The organism is Micromonospora halotolerans, assembly GCF_032108445.1.
In the GTDB taxonomy this organism is placed as follows: Bacteria; Actinomycetota; Actinomycetes; order Mycobacteriales; family Micromonosporaceae; genus Micromonospora; species Micromonospora halotolerans.
In genome coordinates this window covers 6048467-6068683 of record NZ_CP134876.1, presented here as the reverse complement: position 1 = coordinate 6068683, position 20217 = coordinate 6048467, and the positions used below count along the sequence as shown (strand labels likewise).

Below are 20217 nucleotides of genomic sequence, written 5' to 3'. Positions count from 1 at the left end.
CGATGCAAGACATTCGTGCCACCGACTACCACACGGCGGGAGAGCCGTTCCGCATCGTCACCGAAGGCGTCCCGGAGATTCCCGGCAGCACCGTGCTGGAACGGCGCGAACACGCCCAGCGCGATGAACACGTCGACGCGGTGCGCCGGCTCCTGGTCAACGAACCTCGTGGCCACGCCGACATGTACGGCTGCTTCGTCGTGCCACCGGACGACGAGGGCGCCCACTTCGGGGTGCTGTTCTGGCACAAGGACGGCTACTCGACGGCGTGCGGACACGGCACCATCGCGCTGGGTGCGTGGGCGGTCCGGAGCAGGCTCGTGGACGCCGCCCCGGACGGGGAGACCGACGTGGTGATCGACGTACCGTCAGGTCGCGTCACGGCCACCGTCTCCTGCGTGGCCGGGGAGGTCAGGGGCGTCAGCTTCCGCAACGTGCCCGCGTACGTTCTGGGTCAAGGCATCGCCGTGAACACCAGCCGGGGCCCGGTGCGCGCGGACATCAGCTACGGTGGGGCGATTTACGCCTCCGTCGACGCCTCGGTCCTCGGGCTGTCGGTCGACCCCGAGCATTACGGTGATCTGCTGGCGCTCGGCCGCGAAATCAAATGGAAACTCAACGGGACCGAATGGGCCCGGCATCCGAGCGAACCGCGGCTTGACGGTATCTACGGCACAATTCTGTTCGAGGATCTCGGCCGACGGTCCGACGGCCCACACCAGCGCAACATCACCGTGTTCGCCGACGGTGAGGTCGACCGGTCGCCGTGTGGGTCAGGCACCTCCGCGCGGGTCGCGCTGCTAGCATCATCGGGGCAACTCGCCCCTGACCAGGTGCTAACGCACGACTCGGTGGTCGGAACACGGTTCCTGGGCCGCGTCGTGCAAGAGTTGGAAGCAGAAGGCCGCCCGGCCTACGTTTCGGAGGTGCGGGGGATGGCCTACCGAACTGGTGAACACCATTTCGTTCTTGAGGCCAACGACCCCGTCGGACTGGGATTTGCGCTGCGATGAAGGAGACAAGGGGTGACACCGCGACCGGGCCCCTGGCCCCGGACGCCCTCTCTCTGCCGCAGTTCGGCGGCCGGCCCAACCTTCGGCAGGAGATCGCCCACATCCTGCGGGGCGCGGTCATCACGGGACAGATGCGACCCGGCGTGTTGTACTCCGCGCCGACCCTCGCGGAGCAGTTCGGTGTCTCCGCCACGCCGGTGCGCGAAGCGATGCTCGACCTCGCCAACGAGGAACTGGTCACGATCGTTCGAAACAAGGGCTTCCGGGTCAAGGAGCTCAGTGACCGGGACCTGGACGAGATCACTTCGCTGCGCACACTGATTGAGGTGCCCACCGTGGCCGAGATCGCCCGGGCCATCAACGAGCCCACCCGGGCGGCGGTCGAGGAGCTGCGTCCGCTGGCGAGGGAGGTGGAGCGGCTCGCCGAGACCGGCGACCTGATCGGCTACGTCGAGGTCGACCGGCGTTTCCATCTCTCATTGCTCGCCCTCGCCGGAAACCGCCATCTCATCGACGTGGTGGGGAACCTACGGGCCCGCAGCCGCCTGTACGGCCTGCAAGGGCTCGCCGAGCGTGGCGAGCTGGGGCGTTCGGCCGCCGAGCACGAGCAGATCGTCGATCTGGTGGTGGCCGGCGACGCGCCGAAGGTGGCCGAGCTGATGCGACGCCACATCGGCCACGTTCGCGGCTCCTGGGCCGGCTACCACGAGCCCTGACCGCCAGCCCCACGCGAAGCCCGGTCCGCCGGGCGAGCGGCGGAGTGGGACCGGCTGGAGGTCGGTACCGACCAGTCGTCGCTGCAGGTCTACACCGGTAGCCGCCTCGACGGCACGCTGATCGGACGTGACGACAGGCTGCTCCGGCAGAGTGACGGAGTCGCCCTGTCGACCTCAGACGTGCAGCGGTAGCCCGCTGTGGTGCAGCCGGAAGGCGTCGAGGTCGACCGGGTCGACCGCGAGCCGAAGACCCGGAAGGTGCCGCGCGATCCGCTCGAACATGATCCGGCTCTCCATCCGAGCCAGGTGTGCCCCGAGGCAGAAGTGGATCCCGTAGCCGAAGGCGATGTGCCGGCGAACGTCGGGCCGGTGGATGTCGAAAACGTGCGGTCGGTCGAACACCGCGGGGTCCCGGTTGGCTCCCCACAACGACAACCCCACCCGGTCGTACGCCGGGATCAGCCCGCCGGCCAGCTCGACGTCCTGAAACGTGAACCGGGGTGGAACGATCTCCACCGGTCCCCGGAACCGCAGTGTCTCCTCGACCACCGCGGCCGCCAGCGACGGATCCTCCCGCAACGCCTGCCACTGTTCGGGGTGCGTGAGCAGGAGGCGGATCCCGTTGACGATCAGGTCGACGGTCGTTTCCTGACCGGCGATGAGCAGCAGCTGCACCAGGGCCACCAACTCGTCGCGGTCGAGCTGGTCGTCCTGGTCCGCCCGTGTCACCAGGTCGGATATCAGGTCGTCTTCCGGCGCCACCCGGCGCCGGGCGGCCAGCTCATCGAGGTACGCCCCGAATTCGAGGGTGGCCGCCGGGCCCTCCGGGCTGGCCGACACGATCGCGGCGGACCAGGCCCGGAAGCGCGGTCGGTCCGGCTCCGGAATGCCGACCAGCTCCGCGATGACGTTGACCGGCACCGGGTCGGCGAGGTGCGTTATCCCGTCGATGCGCCCACGCCGGCGCGCGTCCGTGACCAACCGGTCGGCAAGGTCGCCGATCCACGGCTCGAGGCGCGCCACTGCGCGCGAGGTGAAGCCGCCGCTGACCAGACCCCGCAGTCGGGTGTGGTCGGGCGGATCGAGGTTGATGAGCTGGCGGGACTCGATTCTCGCCACGTCGGGCAGGTGGTGCGAAGCCGGCTCAGGCAAGCCGGGGCAATGGCGGTGGATCTCGTGCCCGATCGCCGGGTGGCGCAGTCCGGTGAGGACATCGGCATACCCGACCACCACCCAGAACCCGTTACCCGCCGGATCGATCTGGAGGACGGGTCGCCCGCTGGCTCGTACCCGGTCGTAGAACGGGTGCGGATCACGGCGCACTACCGGATCCCACAACTCGGACATGCCAAACGCGGCCACACCGCCTCCTTGCTCAGGAAACCCACGCGGTCATAGCCGCCGGGCCGGTGCACTTCGGACCTTCCGGCCCGGCCGAACCCGGTGGCCGAGCAGGGCAGGGCAACCTCGAGCGCCGCTTCGCCCACGAAGGTGAGCGCTAACATATGTATGTTTCGGAGACGTGTCAATCCACGGATCTACTCACGCGTAGGGGATTGACGGCCGGGTTTGTTAACGCTCACACTTCAAACATCGACCGATCCTGGACGCCTGCCGCCAGTCGCTTATCGACGGTCCTAACCGGACCAGCACGCCGCACGTGAACGTGCGCCGCACGCAACCGACTCACCCTGCCCATGGAGATGCCGCCATCGGCCGTCTGGACAGGCGACCTGGCCCAGACACCCACGTGGAAGGACTGATTCAAAAGTGGCCCAATCCGACAAGCTCTCCGTCAATCGGCGCCAACTTCTGCAGGCGTCGGCGGCCGGTGTGGCTGCGGTCGCCTCCTCCGCCGCTCTGCCGGCGACGGTTGCGTACGCAGCGCCCGAAGCCGAAACAGCGACCGGACCGGCCGCGCTCAACCTGACCTCACCCGACCCCGGTCCCGGCGGTACCGCCCCGGTCCGGCCGTTCCAGCTCGGCGATGTGCGGCTGGGCGACGGCCTGTTCCAGGAGAAGCGGGACCGGATGAAGAACTTCCTCCGGCAGTACGACCAGCGCCGCTTCCTCGTGCTGTTCAACAACCAGGCCAGCCGGCCGAACCCTGCCGGTGTCGCTGTCCCCGGCGGCTGGGAGGACGGCGGGCTGCTCAGCGGCCACTGGGCCGGCCACTTCATGACGGCTCTGGCGCAGGCCTACGCCGATCAGCGCGAGCCGATCTTCAAGACCAAGCTCGACTGGATGGTCGACGAGCTCGCCACCTGCCAGGACGCGATTACCGCCCGGATGGGCGATGGCTCGGGCGAGGACCCGCAGGAGCCGCAGCAGCCGCAGGTCGGCCGGGTGCCGGGCAAGTTCGGCAACGCGCTCCGGCTGAACGGCGGGAGCGCCGCGCAGTACGTGACCCTGCCTCAGGAAGCGATCAGCCAGCTCACCGACTTCACCTTCGCCACCTGGGTGAACCTCGGGTCCACCCAGAGCTGGAGCCGGCTGTTCGACTTCGGCCAGAACTCGACGGTCAACATGTTCCTGACCCCGCGCGCCGGCGTCACCGGCAACGTGCCGCGGTTCGCCATCACGGTCGGCGGCTCCGGAGGGGAGCAGCAGATCAACGGCAACGCGGCGCTGCCGACGAACCAGTGGGTCCACCTGGCCGTCACCCTCTCGCGGAACACCGGCACGCTGTACGTGAACGGCGAAGAGGCCGGCACGAACTCGAACATGACCCTCAACCCGTCCAACCTGGGAAATCCGGGCAACCGGTGGATCGGGCGGTCGCAGTACGGCGACCCGTTGCTGGACGCGACCATCGACGAGTTCCACGTCTTCGACCGGGCCCTGAGCCAGCAGGAGGTCCGGTCGCTGCTCGACTCGCCGGCCGGCAGCACGAGCGGCGGGACGATTGCGTGGTACCGGTGCGACGAGGACGGTGGCACCGTCCTCAAGGACGCGTCGCCCAACGGCCGCGACGCCGGCGTCGTGGTGAACCAGGACACGGGCAAGCTGTGGATCCCGACCCACCCCGGTTACCTGGGGGCTCTGCCGGAGGACACGGTGCTCCGCCTCGGCCCGCCCAGGTGGGCGGTCTACGGCGGCAACAAGGACACCAACACCTGGGCCCCCTGGTACACCCAGCACAAGATCATGCGCGGGCTGCTCGACGCCTACTACCACACGGGCAACCAGAAGGCGCTCGATGTGGTCGTCAAGATGGCCAACTGGGCTCACCTCGCGCTGACCGTCGGGGACAAGAACCACCCGAACTACACGGGTCCGATCACCCGGGACAACCTGAACTACATGTGGGATCTCTACATCGCCGGCGAGTCCGGCGGCGCGAACGAGGTGTTCCCGGAGATCTACCAGCTCACCGGCGACGCGAAGCACCTGGAGACCGCCAAGTGCTTCGACAACCGGGAGTCGCTGTTCCAGGCCTGCGTGGAGAACCGCGACATCCTGGTCACGACGCCGCAGACGCGTCCTGGCCGGCGCCGCCCGGATCGGCTGCACGTCAACCAGCACGTCCCGCAGTTCGTCGGATACATGCGCGTCTACGAGCACAGCGCGGACCCTGAGTACTTCCAGGCCGCCAAGAACTTCTTCAAGATGATCGTCCCGCACCGCATGTACGTGAGCGGCGGCACGGGCGGCAACTTCCCCGGCTCCAACAACAACATCGAGATGTTCCAGAACCGGGACAACATCGCGAACTCGATCGCCCAGGGCGGTGCGGAAACCTGCAGCGCGTACAACTTGGGCAAGCTGGCGCGTAACCTCTTCCTGCACGAGCACGACCCAGCGTACATGGACTACTACGAGCGCGGCCTGATCAACCAGATCGCCGGCTCGCGGGCCGACTCATCCAGCGTCAGCAACCCGCAGGTCACCTACTTCCAGCCGTTGACCCCGGGTGCCACCCGCAGCTACGGCAACACCGGTACCTGCTGCGGCGGGACCGGTCTGGAAAACCACACGAAGTACCAGGACACGATCTACTTCAAGTCCGCCGACGGCAGCGCCCTGTGGGTCAACCTGTTCGTGCCGTCGACGCTGACCTGGGCCGAGAAGGGCTTCACCGTCACCCAGGAGACGAGCTACCCCAGAAGCGACCGCACGAAGCTGGTCGTGAACGGCAGCGGCCGGCTCGACCTCAAGGTGCGCGTACCGGGCTGGGTGGAGAAGGGCTTCTTCGTCTCGATCAACGGCGCTTCCGTCGAGGTCGACGCCAAGCCGGGCAGCTACCTGACGTTGAGCCGGACGTGGTCGCCCGGCGACACCGTCGAGATCCGGATGCCGTTCAGCATCCGGATCGAGCGGGCCCTGGACCGCCCTGACACCCAGGGGGTCTTCTGGGGTCCCGTCGTGCTGCAGATCGTGGGCAACCCGGGGGGCGGCAGCTACCGCGAGCTGTCCCTCTACCGTTACCTGAAGCGGGACGGCGACTACGCCCGCTCGGCGATCACGCACGCGAGCACCACCGCCGCTGGTGACATGATCTTCACCACGCACGATCTCACCCTGCGGCCGTACTACATCAGCGATTCGCAGGCCGTCTCGTCGTACTTCCGCCGGGTCGAGCCGACGATCGTGTTCGGGTCCATCGACACGGGCGTGCCGAACCGCAAGCGGAACGACAGGCTGCCGAACTACGACGTCCCCGTGGCGGGCATTCCGTCGCCCGGTAACGACGGTCCGGCCTTCCTCGACCTGGTCTGGGACCAGGCGCCCTTCGCCAGCCACGGCGAGTTCGTCTCGGCCGTCGCCCGCACCGCCGAGGCGTTCGTCGGTGCCGGGGTCTTCACCGACGCGGAGAAGGACCTCGTGGTCTCGAACGCGGCCCGGGCAGGCAAGGAACTCGCCCCGTAGCCGATGCCCCTGAGCCTGACGGCGGCCTGACCGACCGGATCGGTCAGGCCGCCGGGCAGGCTGTCTCCCTGGCAGTCGTCGCGGGGCTGTGCACCCGTTAGGAGTGTGAGATGAGCAAGCAGTTCTCCCGCCGGACGGCCCTGCGCCTCGGCGCGGTGGCCGCCACGGCCCCAGCGGTAGCGTCGGTGCTCCCGGTTACGGCCGCGCAAGGGGCAGGTTCCGCCGCAAGCCCGGCCGCGGCCGTCCCCCGACCCGGCTGGGTTGGCCCGAACTGGTCGGTCAAGCCGTTCGCGCTCAACCAGGTGGCGCTGCGTGAGGGCATCTTCCAGCAGAAGCGCGACCGAATGCTCAACTACGCCCGAAACTACCCGGGCACGGGAGGCATCTTCGACGGGCCCGACCGGATGCTGAACCTGTTCCGCGCCAACGCGGGTCTTCCCGCTCCCGGCACCTACCCCGGCGGTTGGGACACCCCGCGGCACCTGCTGCGCGGCCACTTCACCGGTCACTACCTGACGATGCTCGCCCAGGCCTACGCCGCCACCGGCGAGGACATTTTCCTCGACAAGCTCGACTACCTCGTCGAGGAACTCGGCAAGGCCCAGCGGGAACTGGACAAGCGGGAACTCGGCCGGGTGCCGGGCAGGTCCGGCAAGGCAGTCCGGCTCGGTGACCCGCACCCCAACCAGTACGTGCTGCTACCGCCGGGGATTCTCGACGGCGTCACCGAGCTCACCATCGCCGTCTGGGTGAACCTCGCATTGGCACAGAACGGGGCCAGGATCTGCCACCTTGGCGCCAGCTCCAACTCCTACCTGTCCCTGACAGCGAACGACAGCGGAGGCCCGCGGTTCGCCATCACCAACGCCGGCAGCGCCAACGAGCAGCAGATCACCAGCGGTACAACGGTGCCCGTCGGCGAGTGGACACATCTGGCGGTATCGCTTGCCGCAACGGGCGTCGGCCGGCTCTACATCAACGGGGTCGAGGCTGCTACCAACGTTCTCGCCCTGACCCCCGCCACGCTGGTGCGGACGGTCAACAACTGGATCGGACGATCCCAGAACAACAACGATCCCTTCCTCAACGCTACTGTCGACGACTTCCGGATCTACCGACGGGCGCTCGACCCGGCGGAGGTCCAGGAACTCAACTCGGACGGCACGCCGTCGCCGGCCCCGTCGGACCTGGTGGCGTGGTACCGCTTCGAGGACGAGGGCGAAACGGCCGTCGACTACTCGGCGAACCATCTCGACGCGCGCATCATCGGCACCGGCTACCCCGGCTTCCTGGCGGCGTTCCCGGAGGGCCAGTTCGTCCGGCTCGAACCGCCCACCTTCCAACCGAACAGCGGCCCGAACGCCGTCTGGGCCCCCTGGTACACCTGTCACAAGATCATGAGAGGCCTGCTGAACGCCCACGACCTGACCGGCAACGAGGAGGCTCTCGAGATCGCGTTCAGGATGGGTGACTGGGCCCACGAGCGACTGAGTCGCATCAGCCGGGACGACCTGAACCGCATGTGGGACATCTACAGCGCGGGCGAGGCCGGGTCGATGAACGAGGTGATGGCGGAGCTCTCGGCGCTCGCGCCCAACCAGGATCAAAAGGCCCGCTACCTCGCCACGGCGAAGGCGTTCACCTTCGCCACGCTGTTCGACGCCTCGATCGCGGAACGGGACGAACTGAACGGACGTCACGCCAACCAGTACATGGCTCCGAACATCGGATACCTGCGGATCTTCGAGCAGACCGACGACGCCGATTACCACACGGCGGCCAAGAACTTCTGGTCCATGGTCGTTCCGCACCGCATCTTCAGCAACGGCGGCGCGGGCCGAAGCGAGCACTTCCGCCAGCGCGGTTCGATCACCTCCGGATTCACCTCATCGTCCGATCCGCGGCACGCCGAAACGTGCTGCGCGTACAACATGCTCCGGCTGACGAGAAACCTGTTCTTCCACGACCAGAATCCGGCGTACATGGACTACTACGAGAAGGCCCTCCACAACCAGATCCTGAGCTCGCGGCGGGACATCGACAGCGTCACCAGCACCGAGGTGACCTATCACCAGAACATGTGGCCGGGCAGGTCGCGGAGGATCGGCAGCGTCATCGAATACAGCAGGTACGGCGGAAACGGCAGCTGCTGCAACGGGACCGGCCTGGAAAGCCACACCAAGTACCAGGAGTCGATCTACTTCCAGTCGGCCGACGAGTCCACGCTCTACGTCAACCTCTTCATCGCGTCCACGCTCACCTGGCCGGGCCGAGGATTCGTCATCACCCAGGAGACGGCCTATCCGACTCAGGGCGCCACCCGGTTGAGGTTCGACCAGGGCGGCGGTCGACTGAAGATCAAACTCCGGGTGCCGTCCTGGGCCCGGCAGGGCTACACGGTGACGGTCAACGGGGACCGCCAGGCCGTCGACGCCGCACCTGGCACGTACGTCACCCTGGACCGGCAATGGGCGGCGGGGGACACCATCGACGTCTCGATGCCCCTGAACTTCCGAGCGGAAATGGCGCTCGATGACAAGGCTGTCCAGTCCATCCTCTACGGGCCGACCCTCATGATCGTTCGCGACAGCACCCCGAGCTACCGGGAGTTCAGCTTCTACAAGGATCTCAAGCTCGACGGGGATCTCGCCGCCGCCATTGCGCCGACCAACGTGCCGATGCATTTCACGACGCACGGTTACACCCTCGCCCCGTACTACATCTCCGACCCGGTTCCCGGTGAATTCAACTCCTACCACCCGTATGTGAAGCGAGTGGAACCGGAGGTCGTGTTCGGGTCGATCAACACGGGCGTGCCGAACGACCGCATTCGCGACGCAGACGGTGAGACCTTCCTGGATCGGGTCTGGGAGGCGGCGCCGTTCGCCAACCACGGTCAGTTCGTCCGCCGGGTGGAGGAGATCTCGAGCGAGTGGCTCGCGGCCGGCCGCCACACCCGGCAGCAACGGCAGGCGATCCTTGTCGGCGCCGCCCAGGCGCAGCGAGAACTGGAAGGCTGACCGGCTACCTGGCACAGAAACCAGCGGAGGGGCTGCCGGGGGCAGCCCCTCCGCTGGCCGTCAGCTCGCCGTCATCGGAGTTCGAACAGTGCGGTGAAGCTGGTCCCGTCGGCTGTCGCCGCGGTGACCGCGTAGCAGGCGCCGGGTGTGGCGGGCGTCTTCCAGTTGTAGACGAACTGCCCGCCGGTGGTGTCGTAGCGCAGGGCGGTGGAGCCGGAGGCGACGACCTCGATGTCGTCGGTGCCGGCCGAGGTGGAGCAGCTGACCGCCTTCGCGCTCATCGTCACGGCGCTGGTGTCGGTGATCTCGTTGGCCGCGAACAGCTCGAACTTCATGGGTACGGTGCTGCCGGCCTTGACCGTGTTGACCACCCCGTCCATGTCGACCGGCTGGTAGAACCCCTTGGCGGTCCACGGCAGAACCGTGTACGTCTGGCTAGCCGTGCCTGTGTTGCCCGCGACATCGGTAGCCGTCGCCGTTACGGTGTGCGTCCCGACCGCGGTGCTGTAGCCGCTCACGACGCAGCCCGCCGCACCGGAGGTGGCGTCGCCCGCGGTGCACGTGAGGGCCGGTGGGCTCGCGCCGAAGTAGACGAGCCCGACGGTGGAGTCGAAGGTTGCGGTCGGAGCGACGGTGTCGACCTTGACCGTTGCCGACTTCGGCTCCTCGACGTTGCCGCGGCGGTCGGTCGAGCGGAACTCCACCTGGTGGGTGCCTTGCTGCTCGACACGGACGGACGTACCTGGGTAGGTTGTCCACTCACCGCCGTCCAGGCGGTACTGGCTGCCGGCCACGCCGAACGTGTCCTTCGCGGCGAGCGTGAAGGACGGGACCGTCCGGTACCACCCCTGACCGCCGTCCGGCTCCGCCGGCGACCAGGCCACCGTCGTCGTCGGGGGAACCGTGTCCCCCGGATCGTCGGCGAAGACCCGCCAGTCCGTGATCGCGACCGCGGACCAGGTGGTGCCGTTGCCGTTGGCCCGGATCGTGGCCCGCACCCGCGGCGTGGTGACGGCGTCGAAGGTGACCGTGTTGAACGCCGTGGTGCTCGTGCCATACCTGGCTGGGCCGGTCACGTCGAGCCAAGCGGAGGCGACCTCGTCCCAGTACTGCAGCACCCACCCGTCGGGCTCGGCGACGCCCTCGCCGCTGCCGCGGTTGGAGTCCCGCCAGAACTTCAGCTCCGTTCCGGTGATCCGCACGGGACGAGACCAGTCGTACTGGACCCACTGGGTCGCCGGACGATCGCCGGACCAGGTACCCCAGAGCTGCGCCTGGCCCGGGTTCGTCGGGTCGGCGCCGTCGTTGAGCGCGGTGACACTGTTCCAACCGGCGGTGTAGGAGGCCGACGGCGTCGCGACCGGCGCGATGTTGCCGCTGAGCGGCCCGGACAGGTCCGCCGGGATGGTGACCGTCTTGGCGGTCTCCAGGTTGCCCGCCACGTCGGTCGCGCGGAACGACACGGTGTGCTTGTTCCAGTCCGGTGCCTCGATCGGGCCGGTGTAGGTTTTCCACTCCCCGGTGTCGACGGAGTACTCGACGCGGGCGACGCCGGAGGTCGCGTCGCTCACGGTCACCCGGACCGTGCGGGTGGCGCTGTCCACGGTGCCCGTGCTGACCGGCGCGGTGGCGTCGATCCGTATGGCGAGGCTCTTGGCCGCCGAGACGTTGCCCGCGCGGTCGGTGGCCGTTGCCGTGACCGTGTGATGTCCGTCTCCGGCGACGGTGACGTCGGTGTACCGCACGTCGGTGGCGACGGCCGGCTCGCCGCCGTCCACCCGCGATCCGATGCTCATCCGCCCGCCACGATCGTCGATGCCGGAGACCCGCACCCGCACGGTGGAGCGGAACCAGCCGGCGGTGCCGGTGCTGCCGGTCGGCGTGAGCGTCAGGGTCGGGGCGGTCACGTCGCCCTCGGTGTCGCCGGGTGAGATGACGGTGACCGGCGCGGAGACGCGTTCGGCGGCATAGCCGAGCACCGTGCCGTGGATGGTGAAGTTGCCGGGGCTGGCGACCTGCTCCGGCGTCACCGGGTCCCAGAAGACCGGCACCTGCAGCGTTTCGCTGCCGAACGCGACCGGGACAGCGCCGGGCAGGTCCACCTCGCCCACCTCGACCGTCATCGGCGGTGGTGTGACGGACTGCGGCTGGCCCGCGAGGATCTTCCACTCCTCGACCGCGACCGCCGAGTAGGTGCTGCCGTTGGTCGACCCGTCGAAGATGGCGCGAACCTGCGTGGTGGTCACCGGGTCGAACGTCGTGTTCTGGAAGCCCTGCGTGCTGGTCGGGTAGCCGGTCGGGTTCGGTACGTCGGCCCACTGCCCGGTGGCGAGGTTCCAGTACTGGATGCGCCAGCGGGCGGGTGCCGCGACGCCGACGCCGGTGCCCTGCGCCTGGTCGTTCCAGAAGTCGATCTGCGATCCGGAGATTCGCATCGGCTGGTCCCACGTGTACTGCACCCACTGCTGCGGTGGGTTGTTGCCGGTCCACGTCCCCCACATGTCCGGCGGAAGCGGGTTCGACCGGACGATCTCGTCGTTGAGCGCCTTCGCCCAGTACTGGGTCGGGACGGGCTCGTTGGAGACGGTCACCTTCGCCTCCTGGGCGATGTTCGCCCGGGGCGAGAGGTCCCGTCCCTTGACCGGCGTCGGCGTGACCAGCTTGATCCGCGGCGGGGTCTGCGTGTCGTCCCACTCGACCCGGTCGATGGCGACCGACCGGCGGAAGTGGCCGCCGCCCACGGCGTCGGCGGTGTGGTACGTCAGGTACCACTGGCCGTTGAACTCGAGGATTCCCGGGTGGCTCGTCGTCGAGGAGACCGGCCGGAGCATGGTCCCCCGGTAGGTCCACGGCCCTGTGGGCGACGACGCCGTCGCGTAGGCGATGCAGGCGTGGTAGTTCGCCGGGGTGCACGCCGAGGTCGGGCCGGCGTTGTTCCCGGCGTACGCCAGGTAGTAGGTGCCGTTCCGCTTGAAGATCCAGGGTGCCTCGAAGAAGCCGGTCAGGCCGGTGACGGAGCGCTGGGTGCCGACCGGCGTTTTCATGTCCTGCCCGAACTCGAGCATCCGCAACTGGCCGAACGTGCCCCAGTAGACGTACACCCGCTGGTTGGGAGCCACACCGTCGATGAGGACCGTCGGGTCGATGTTCTGGATGTTGTTCGTCGTGGGCGCCCGCTGGGAGATCAGCGGTCCGCCCACGTAGTCGCTCCACGGTCCGGTCGGGCTGTCGGCGACGGCCAACCCGATGGCGAACTTGTCGGCCGCCGGGCTGTTGCGCTCAAAGACGGGCAGGTACCAGTAGTAGCGACCGTCCACGCCCTGGATCATCTGCCCCGCGTAGGCGCGTCCCGGGCTCGCCCAGGCAAAGACCGTCTCCGGACGCGCCAACGAGGGAAAGTGGGTCCACTGCCCGGAGGCGACGTCGGTGGTCCGGAAGGCGCCCCACTCGTTCATGACGAAGTCATTGGTGGACGGTCCGGCCTGGTCGTGGCCCGTGTAGATGTAGAGCTGGTCCTTGCCGCTGTCGTTGCCGGGGGAGCCGGCCGGCACGACCACGGGCGCCGGGTCGGCGGAGTAGTAGCTGCCGTCTCCGAGGATCGGATTGCGGGTGTTGGTGAAGGTGTACGAGTCGGCGGCGTAGGCCGGTGTGGCGACGCCGACCATGCCGCCGGCGACGAGCCCGGCCACCGCCGCCGCGGCGATCGCGCCGCGGAGCCGACGCAACGGTCCGCGGGTTCGTGGCGCGACGCCGCACCTGATGCTGTTCACGGTTCCGATCTCCTCGTCCATGATGCCTCCGAGTCCTGCTATTGGGTGGTGACCGCCTGGCTCGGCTGTGTGGCCACTGGCAACCACACGCGCATGGTCGAAGGGCCTCGTTCCGCCCAGTCGTGATAGGGGATCAGCGGCACATCGATCGACGCCGAGGGCGCCGGCTCCAGCGAGCGCTCGGCGTAGGGCCAGGTGAGGTCCCGCCCAGGTTCCGCTGCCGCCGTCACGAGACGCACCACTGGCCGACCATCGCGGTCTCCGAGGGGGGCCGTGGCGTCGACCCGGATGTCCGCGACGTCAGTGACGGTTCCGTTGCTCACGAGCTCCAGATCGACGGATTCGAGGCAGTAGACCTCGGGCCCCCGTTCGACGGCGACACAGCCGCGCACCCCGTCGATGCGGGGATCGGGGTGGGTCAGGCGCGGCCGCATCGGCAGGACCAGCTCGACCACGTCCCCGGCGTGGAAGGAGCGACGCACGGTGACCCACCCTGGGTCGGCGTCCGTGGTGCTGACCTCACCGGATGCCGTGGTCGTCACCAGCTGGGCCCCGTCGGCCCACTGCGGCACTCGGATCGAGAGGGTCCACGGGCCGGCGACGTCCCGTGCAGCGGTGAGGCGAACGGATCCCGAGCGCGGGTAGTCGGTCTGCACGTCGAGGGCGACGAGCTCCCCGTTGTCCAGCCGGGTCCGGATGCTGCAGCTGACGAACTGGTGGATCTGAAGCCCGTGCGCGTCCGCGGTGGCGACCAGCGCGTCGAGGCTGGCGAAGGTGCGTGCCACGTTCGGCGGGCAGCAGGAGACCGAGAACCAGGGGGCCCGGAGGGAGGATTCGGCGCGCATGGAGACGGTGTCCGGGTCCGGGACGGCCCCCGGACTGCGCTGGTGCAGGGTGTTGGCGTAGTAGAACGCGGTCCCGGAGGCCGAGGGGGACGTGGCGACCACGTTGTAGAGCGTCCGCTCGATGAGGTCGCCGTACTGGGTTTCGCCGCAGGCCAGCAGCAGCCGCCAGCTGAACATGATCGAGGCGATGCTGGCGCAGGTCTCGGAGTAGGCCCGGTCCGGTGGGAGCACCCAGTCCTCGCCGAAGGCTTCGTCCTGGTGGTGGGAGCCCTGGCCGCCGGTGATGTACGTGCGCCGGGCCACCGCGTTCTCCCACTGGGTGACCAGGGCGGAGAGAAGCTCGTCGTCGCCGGTGTCGACCGCGACGTCGACCGCGCCGGCCGCCAGGTAGTTGGCCCGGACGGCGTGGCCCCGCAACACCGCGGCCCGCCGCACCGGGATGTCGTCCTGGAAGTACTGCTGGCCCCACTCGATGGGGCGCAGCGTGCCGGTGCCGCGGCGGGTGACGAACAGCTCGGCCTGCCGCAGGTACCGCCGCTCGCCGGTCACGCGCGCCAGTTCCGCAAGGCCGGCCTCGACCTCGGCGTGCCCGCACACGCTCTGGATGCCGTCGTCGCCGAAGACCTCACAGAGCAGGTCGGCGGCGCGGCATGCGATGGCCAACAGGCCGTCGTCGGCGTCCGGCCGCGTGCGGGCTCGCGCCACCGCGGCCTGGAACAGGTGGCCGAGGCAGTACAGCTCGTGGCCCCACTCCAGGTCGGACCACCGCGGTGCCTGCCCGGGCCGCCCGAAGTTGGTGTTGAGGTACCCGTCGGGCTCCTGGGCCCGGGCGACCCGGTCGACCACGTCCCGGAAGGCGGCTTCCAGGTCGTTGTCGCCGGTGCGGCCGATCTCCCAGGCCAGCGCCTCAAGATACTTGTAGATCTCCGAGTCGGAGAACTCGCGTCCGCGCCGCCCCTCCGGCAGGGAGCCGGCGGCGGCGAGCTCGAAGTTCCTGATCCACCCTTCACGCTCGAGCCAGTGACCGATGTGCGCCAGTGTCCGCTCGCCGTTGACCGATTGGCGCTTGGCCCAGAAACCTCCGGTGATGCGGACCTCGTCCAAGCCGAGCGGACGCAGTCGGCCGGTCCTGGGGGCAGCGGGGACGAACCCGGTCCGACGGTGGGCGGCCCTGGGATCTGTGATCGTCATCGTGGGGTTCATCCTTTGAAGGCGCCGGACATGAAGCCGCGGACGTAGTGACGTTGCAGAAGCAGGAACAGGACGATGCAGGGCAGGGCCAGCACCACCACTCCGGCTTCCGTGGCTCCGTAGTCGATGACTCCCTGCACCTGGACGCGCAGATTGGAGACGGCCAGCGGGAGGGTGAACCTGCTCGAGTCATTGATCAGGATCAGCGGTGCCATGAAGTCGTTCCAGGCCGTCAGGAAGGCGAAGAGACCGACGGTGATCAGACCGGGCTTGACCGCCGGCAGCAGCACCCGCCACAGCGCGGCCCAGGAGGAGCAGCCGTCGACGAGGGCTGCCTCGTCCAGCTCGCGGGGGATGGCCTCGAACGAGATCCGCATCATGAAGGTGGAGAACGGCAGCTGGAACATTGTCAGGACCAGGGCCACGCCGATCAGCGAATCCTGCAGATTCAGCTGGTTCAGCAGGACGTAGAGCGGGATCAGCATGGTCGCGTAGGGGACCATGAGGATCGCCAGCGTGGTCAGGAACAGGACGTTCTTGCCAGGAAAGTTGAACCGTGCGAACGCGTACCCGCCCAGCAGGGAGATCGCCAGCGTGAGGGCGACCGTGGTCAGGGAGACGAAGGCCGAGTTGACGAGGTACTGCCAGATGCCGGCCTGATAGTGGGCCAGGGTGCGGTAGTTGCCGAAGCCCCACCCGTCGGTCTGGTTGGTGCCGGCGTGCGGCGAGACGGACGCGACCGCCGTCCAGGCCAGCGGGAACAGGAAGATGACGGCCAGGCTCCCGGTGAAGATCCAGTACGGCGTACGCAGGACCAGGCCACCGATGGTTGTCGTGGGGGGACGGCGCACGGGACGAGGACGTGCCGGTGTCGCCTTCCCGGTGGCGGCTCCGTCGCCTGCCGAGGAACGGTCGGACCGGCCGGTACCCGGGCCTTCCGCGGTGTGGGCACTGGCGGGCGTTGGTGCGTGCGTGCTCATGTCCCTCTCACTTCTCGTCCGGGTTGTGGAAGGTCCGTAGCTGCACGGCATTGATGACGACCAGGGCGATGAGGGCCATGACCGACAGCGCGGCGGCCACCCCCAGGTCGTTCTGTCCCTGGAAGGCCATCGTGTAGATGAGTTGGACGACGGTGATGGTGCTGTTGTCCGGGCCGCCCTTGGTGAGGATGTAGAACTGCTCGAAGGCCAGCAGGGAGCCGGTGACGCACATGATGGTGGTCAGCGCCAGCGTCGGCCTCAGCAGCGGAAGGGTGATCCGGCGAAAGGTCTGCCACCGGGACGCGCCGTCGATCCGCGCCGCCTCATAGAGCTCCGCGGGGATGCCTTGCAGGCCCACCAGCATCAGGAGCATGTAGAAGCCGGCGAAACGCCAGACGATGAGAAACACCGTGGAGAACAGGGCGGCGTTGGGGCTGCCGAGAAACGTCCAGCCGAGCTTCTCCATGAGGTCCGCGGCCGGCCCGGCGATCGGTGAGTAGAGCACGTAGAACAGCAGGGACGCGGAGGCGAGCCCGAGGGCGCTGGGGATGAGGAACGACGCCCGCAGCAGGCCCTTCCAACGGCTGGACTCCTGCACCAGCAGGGCCAGGCCCAGGCCGAGCGCGATGAGCAGGACGGTGGCCAGGACGGTGTACTTCAGGGTGAAGACCACCGAGTCGGCGAAGAAGCGGTTGTCGAGAACCTTGGTGTAGTTGTCCGGGGCGTTGACGCCCTGGTCGCCGGTGAGCAGCGGCCAGCGCGAGAGCGACATCCTGACCACCAGCAGCAGCGGCAGGATGAACAGGACCGCTACGAACACCGCTGTCGGCGAGACGTAGAGCCATCCCTTGACCGCCTCACCGCGTCGTGTGGGTGATGCTGGACTCGAGCGTCGCCGAGAGCGTCGGGCTCGGCCGGACATCAGGGACATACTCACGACGCGGCCCTCCAATGGACGTGCGCAGCGCGGGGGAGTGGGTCACCCCGCTGCCGGACCCGGCCGCTCGACGGACCGGGTCCGGCACCGGGGCGGGTGGACTACTGGGACAGCACCGAGGTGACCTGCTCGTTGTTCGACTGCAGCTTGCTGCCCTCGCCGAGGACGGCGTCGCGGACCAGGCTGAGCCACGGGCTGTTCGGGGCGTTGTAGCCCTGCTGGAAGTTCAGCGCGACCGGCGTCTGACCCTTGCCGGCCACCTCGTTGATGGTCACCAGCCGCGGGTCCTTGGCGGCGTACTTGTTGCTGGCCAGGTCGCCGCGGGAGACCACGTCGTTGTCCTTGGCCAGGACCTCGACCTGGGCCTCCTCCGACATCATCCAGTTGAGGAAGTTCCAGGCCTGTGCGGCCTTCTTGGAGTCCTTGGAGACGCCGATGCCGTCGCCGCCGACGAACGTGGACGCCCCGCCGCCGGGTCCCGGGATGCCGGCGACGCCGACGTCGAACTTGGTCGACGACAACAGCGTGGCCGGGTAGAACATCAGGCCCACCTTGCCCTCGGTGAATCCCGCGGTCCAGGTGGCGCCGGTCTCGTCCTTCGACGAGGGCAGAACAGCGCCGGACTTCCAGAGGTCGCGCCAGGTGTCGAAGACCTTCTTGCTCTGGTCGCTCGTGAAGTTGGCCTGCGTGCCGTCGCCGTTCATCACCTGGCCGCCCGCAGCCCAGATGCTGGGGAACCAGGTGAAGACAAGGCATCCCCCGCAGTTGAGCCCGCTAGCGGTCCCGTAGACGTCCTTCTTGCCCAGGGCCTGGATCTTCTTGGCGGCGGCGGCGTACTCCTCGAGGGTGGCGGGCGCCTTCTCCGGGTCGAGGCCCGCTTCCTTGAACAGCGCCTTGTTCCAGAAGAGCATCGACAGGTCCAGTACGAACGGCAGGACGTGTTCCTTGCCGTCGACGGTGCCGGCACCGAGGTGACCCTTGTTGATCGAGTCCTTGAAGCTCAGCCCGTCGACGTTGGCGCTGATGTCCCGGAACAGACCCTGCTTCACCCAGTTCGGCACGTAGACGATGTCGGCGGCGAACAGGTCCGGCAAGCCCTTCGACCCTGCTGCGGCGCCCACCTTGGCGACGTAGTCGTCGTTGGGGACGACGGTGAGGGTGACCTGGTTCTTGTGGCTCTTGTTGTAGGCCTCGACCAGAAGCTTCGCCTGCTTCTCCAAAGGGGCTCGCGTCCACAGCGTGAGCTGGCTGCCGTCGTCGGTTCCGTCCGGGCCGACGCTGACCGCGGCTCCCGGCGCCCCGTCGCTCCCGCCGCCACACGCGGCCAGCGCGAGGACCGCCGCACTGAGGCCGACTGTTATGACGGTACGCAGACCGCCTCGCCGGTGAAATATCTTCATCGCTACTCCTCTGCCCATCGTTGAGCGGGAGCCGCTGCACGGCCCCGGTGGTGGTGTGGTGAGAGCCTTGCCGTGTTGTTTTGTCGGTGACAGGTCGACGCCGTGCGGGTCGCGGCCCGGGAGTGCGTCCAGGTCCCCGTCGATGTCGGAAGATCGCGTGACAGGCGGTGACTGGCGCTTGCATTCTGAAATGACCGAAACCCTTTTCGTTGCGTGTAAAGTAGTGGCCGACGTCACCCTCGTCAAGCACGTGGCGCGGCGTGACCCAGGCTCGGCCCTGCGGCGGACCGTGGGGCCGGATCGATGGAGGAGAGCGCATGGCTGGCAAGGACCATGTCGGCGGCAGCAAGGCGGTGACCCTGACGGAGGTGGCCCGGCTGGCCGGCGTCTCGGTGGCCACGGCGTCGAAGGCCCTCAACGGGCGCAGTCAGGTTGCCGCACGCACCCGGGCGCGCGTGCTCCAGGCGGCCGAGCAGCTGTCCTTCGTGCCCAACACGCTTGCGCAGGGGTTGCTGGTGGGCCGCACCGGAACCGTCGGTCTGCTCACCAGCGACCTCCAGGGCCGGTTCGTCATCCCGATCCTCATGGGCGCCGAGGACGCGTTCGGTGCGGGCCGCGTGAACGTCTTCCTGTGTGACGCGCGCGGGGACACGATCCGCGAGCAGCACCAGCTCAAGGCGCTGCTGAGCCGGCGGGTCGACGGTCTGATCGTGGTGGGGAGCCGAACCGATTCGCGTCCCTCCGTCGGTCACGATCTCCCCGTCCCCGTCGTGTACGTCTACGCGCCGTCCGACGACCCGGAGGACCTGTCACTCGTCCCCGACAACGTGGCGGCGGGGAGGCTCGCCGTCGAGCATCTGATCAGCTGCGGGCGGAGCCGCATCGCGCACGTGACGGGTGACCCCTCCTACGCGGCCGCGCAGGACCGGGTCACCGGCGCCCTGGCGGCGCTCGACGCCGCCGGGCTGGAACTGGTCGGCGAGGTGATGTACTCGGAGTGGTCGGAGCGCTGGGGTCGTGACGCGACCGCGGTGCTGCTCGAGCGGTACCCGGACATCGACGCCGTCCTGTGCGGCTCCGACCAGATCGCCAGGGGAGCGTTGGACACGGCACGTGACCAGGGGCGAAAGGTGCCGGGCGACATCGCCGTCATCGGGTTCGACAACTGGGACGAGATGGTCACCAACTCCCGGCCGGAGCTGACGAGCATCGACCCGAATCTGCAGTTGCTCGGCCGGTCCGCGGCTCAGCGGGTGTTCGCCGCCCTCGACGGCGAGGAGATGGGCAGGGGCGTGCACACCCAGGCGCCTCGACTGGTCATCCGTGGCTCTACGGTGGCCCGCCGGTGAGCTGAGGCTTCACCAGTTCCGTGGGGTCGCGCGACCGGCTCGGGTGTCGTCGGTGTGCCCGCCGGTCCATCTCAAACCATTTCGGCTGTCGTTCGTTGGCAGTCCGGCGGCGGCCGTGAATTGACCT

At 68.4% G+C, this 20217-nt stretch carries 11 protein-coding genes; 5 read left to right on the top strand and 6 right to left on the bottom strand.

The window, feature by feature from the left end:
• Positions 1 to 2: 2 nt before the first annotated feature.
• Both RMN56_RS28540 and RMN56_RS28535 read left to right on the top strand, forming a co-directional pair.
• Complete coding sequence (locus RMN56_RS28540) at positions 3 to 1013, top strand: proline racemase family protein (RefSeq protein WP_313720858.1); 1011 nt, start codon at positions 3 to 5, stop codon at positions 1011 to 1013.
• Positions 1010 to 1729, top strand: a complete 720-nt coding sequence (locus tag RMN56_RS28535) for a GntR family transcriptional regulator (RefSeq protein WP_313720856.1) — start codon at positions 1010 to 1012, stop codon at positions 1727 to 1729. The genes RMN56_RS28540 and RMN56_RS28535 overlap by 4 nt, the downstream gene beginning before the upstream one ends.
• 174 nt (positions 1730 to 1903) lie before the next feature.
• On the opposite strand, the gene RMN56_RS28530 is transcribed toward RMN56_RS28535, so the two are convergent.
• On the bottom strand, positions 1904 to 3052 hold the full coding sequence (locus tag RMN56_RS28530; RefSeq protein ID WP_313720854.1) for a cytochrome P450 family protein: 1149 nt from the start codon (positions 3050 to 3052) through the stop codon (positions 1904 to 1906).
• A 447-nt stretch (positions 3053 to 3499) separates the two neighbouring features.
• Here RMN56_RS28530 and RMN56_RS28525 point away from each other — a divergent pair, with 447 nt between their 5' ends.
• Together RMN56_RS28525 and RMN56_RS28520 are read left to right on the top strand one after the other, a co-directional pair.
• Entirely contained in the window at positions 3500 to 6598 is a 3099-nt protein-coding gene (locus RMN56_RS28525; protein WP_313720852.1) for a beta-L-arabinofuranosidase domain-containing protein, read from the top strand.
• Positions 6599 to 6708: 110 nt separating this feature from the next.
• Entirely contained in the window at positions 6709 to 9618 is a 2910-nt protein-coding gene (locus tag RMN56_RS28520) for a beta-L-arabinofuranosidase domain-containing protein (protein WP_313720850.1), read from the top strand.
• Positions 9619 to 9689: 71 nt separating this feature from the next.
• Here RMN56_RS28520 and RMN56_RS28515 read toward each other — a convergent pair whose 3' ends face one another.
• The 5 genes from RMN56_RS28515 to RMN56_RS28495 form a co-directional block, all read right to left on the bottom strand.
• A complete protein-coding gene (locus RMN56_RS28515; RefSeq protein ID WP_313720848.1) occupies positions 9690 to 13409 on the bottom strand; it encodes an OmpL47-type beta-barrel domain-containing protein in 3720 nt (1239 codons plus the stop codon).
• 17 nt (positions 13410 to 13426) lie between these two features.
• The gene (locus tag RMN56_RS28510; protein WP_313720846.1) at positions 13427 to 15424 is read right to left on the bottom strand and encodes a glycoside hydrolase family 127 protein; all 1998 of its coding nucleotides are present in this window, start codon (positions 15422 to 15424) and stop codon (positions 13427 to 13429) included.
• An 8-nt stretch (positions 15425 to 15432) separates the two neighbouring features.
• A complete protein-coding gene (locus RMN56_RS28505) occupies positions 15433 to 16275 on the bottom strand; it encodes a carbohydrate ABC transporter permease (protein WP_313720844.1) in 843 nt (280 codons plus the stop codon).
• A 136-nt stretch (positions 16276 to 16411) separates the two neighbouring features.
• Entirely contained in the window at positions 16412 to 17224 is an 813-nt protein-coding gene (locus RMN56_RS28500; protein WP_313720842.1) for a carbohydrate ABC transporter permease, read from the bottom strand.
• 218 nt (positions 17225 to 17442) lie between these two features.
• Positions 17443 to 18561: an ABC transporter substrate-binding protein gene (locus tag RMN56_RS28495; RefSeq protein WP_313720840.1), complete on the bottom strand. Its 1119-nt coding sequence runs from the start codon at positions 18559 to 18561 to the stop codon at positions 17443 to 17445.
• Positions 18562 to 19058: 497 nt separating this feature from the next.
• On the opposite strand from RMN56_RS28495, the gene RMN56_RS28490 reads away from it, so the two are divergent.
• Positions 19059 to 20090 (top strand): LacI family DNA-binding transcriptional regulator, encoded by a 1032-nt coding sequence (locus tag RMN56_RS28490; protein ID WP_313720838.1) that lies wholly within the window; start codon positions 19059 to 19061, stop codon positions 20088 to 20090.
• The last annotated feature ends 127 nt before the right edge of the window (positions 20091 to 20217 follow it).

Coding starts and splice junctions, on each gene's coding strand:
- RMN56_RS28515 (WP_313720848.1), bottom strand. CDS start 13,409: ATGGACGAGGAGATCGGAACCGTGAACAGCATCAGGTGCGGCGTCGCG.
- RMN56_RS28540 (WP_313720858.1), top strand. CDS start 3: ATGCAAGACATTCGTGCCACCGACTACCACACGGCGGGAGAGCCGTTC.
- RMN56_RS28510 (WP_313720846.1), bottom strand. CDS start 15,424: ATGACGATCACAGATCCCAGGGCCGCCCACCGTCGGACCGGGTTCGTC.
- RMN56_RS28520 (WP_313720850.1), top strand. CDS start 6,709: ATGAGCAAGCAGTTCTCCCGCCGGACGGCCCTGCGCCTCGGCGCGGTG.
- RMN56_RS28535 (WP_313720856.1), top strand. CDS start 1,010: ATGAAGGAGACAAGGGGTGACACCGCGACCGGGCCCCTGGCCCCGGAC.
- RMN56_RS28490 (WP_313720838.1), top strand. CDS start 19,059: ATGGCTGGCAAGGACCATGTCGGCGGCAGCAAGGCGGTGACCCTGACG.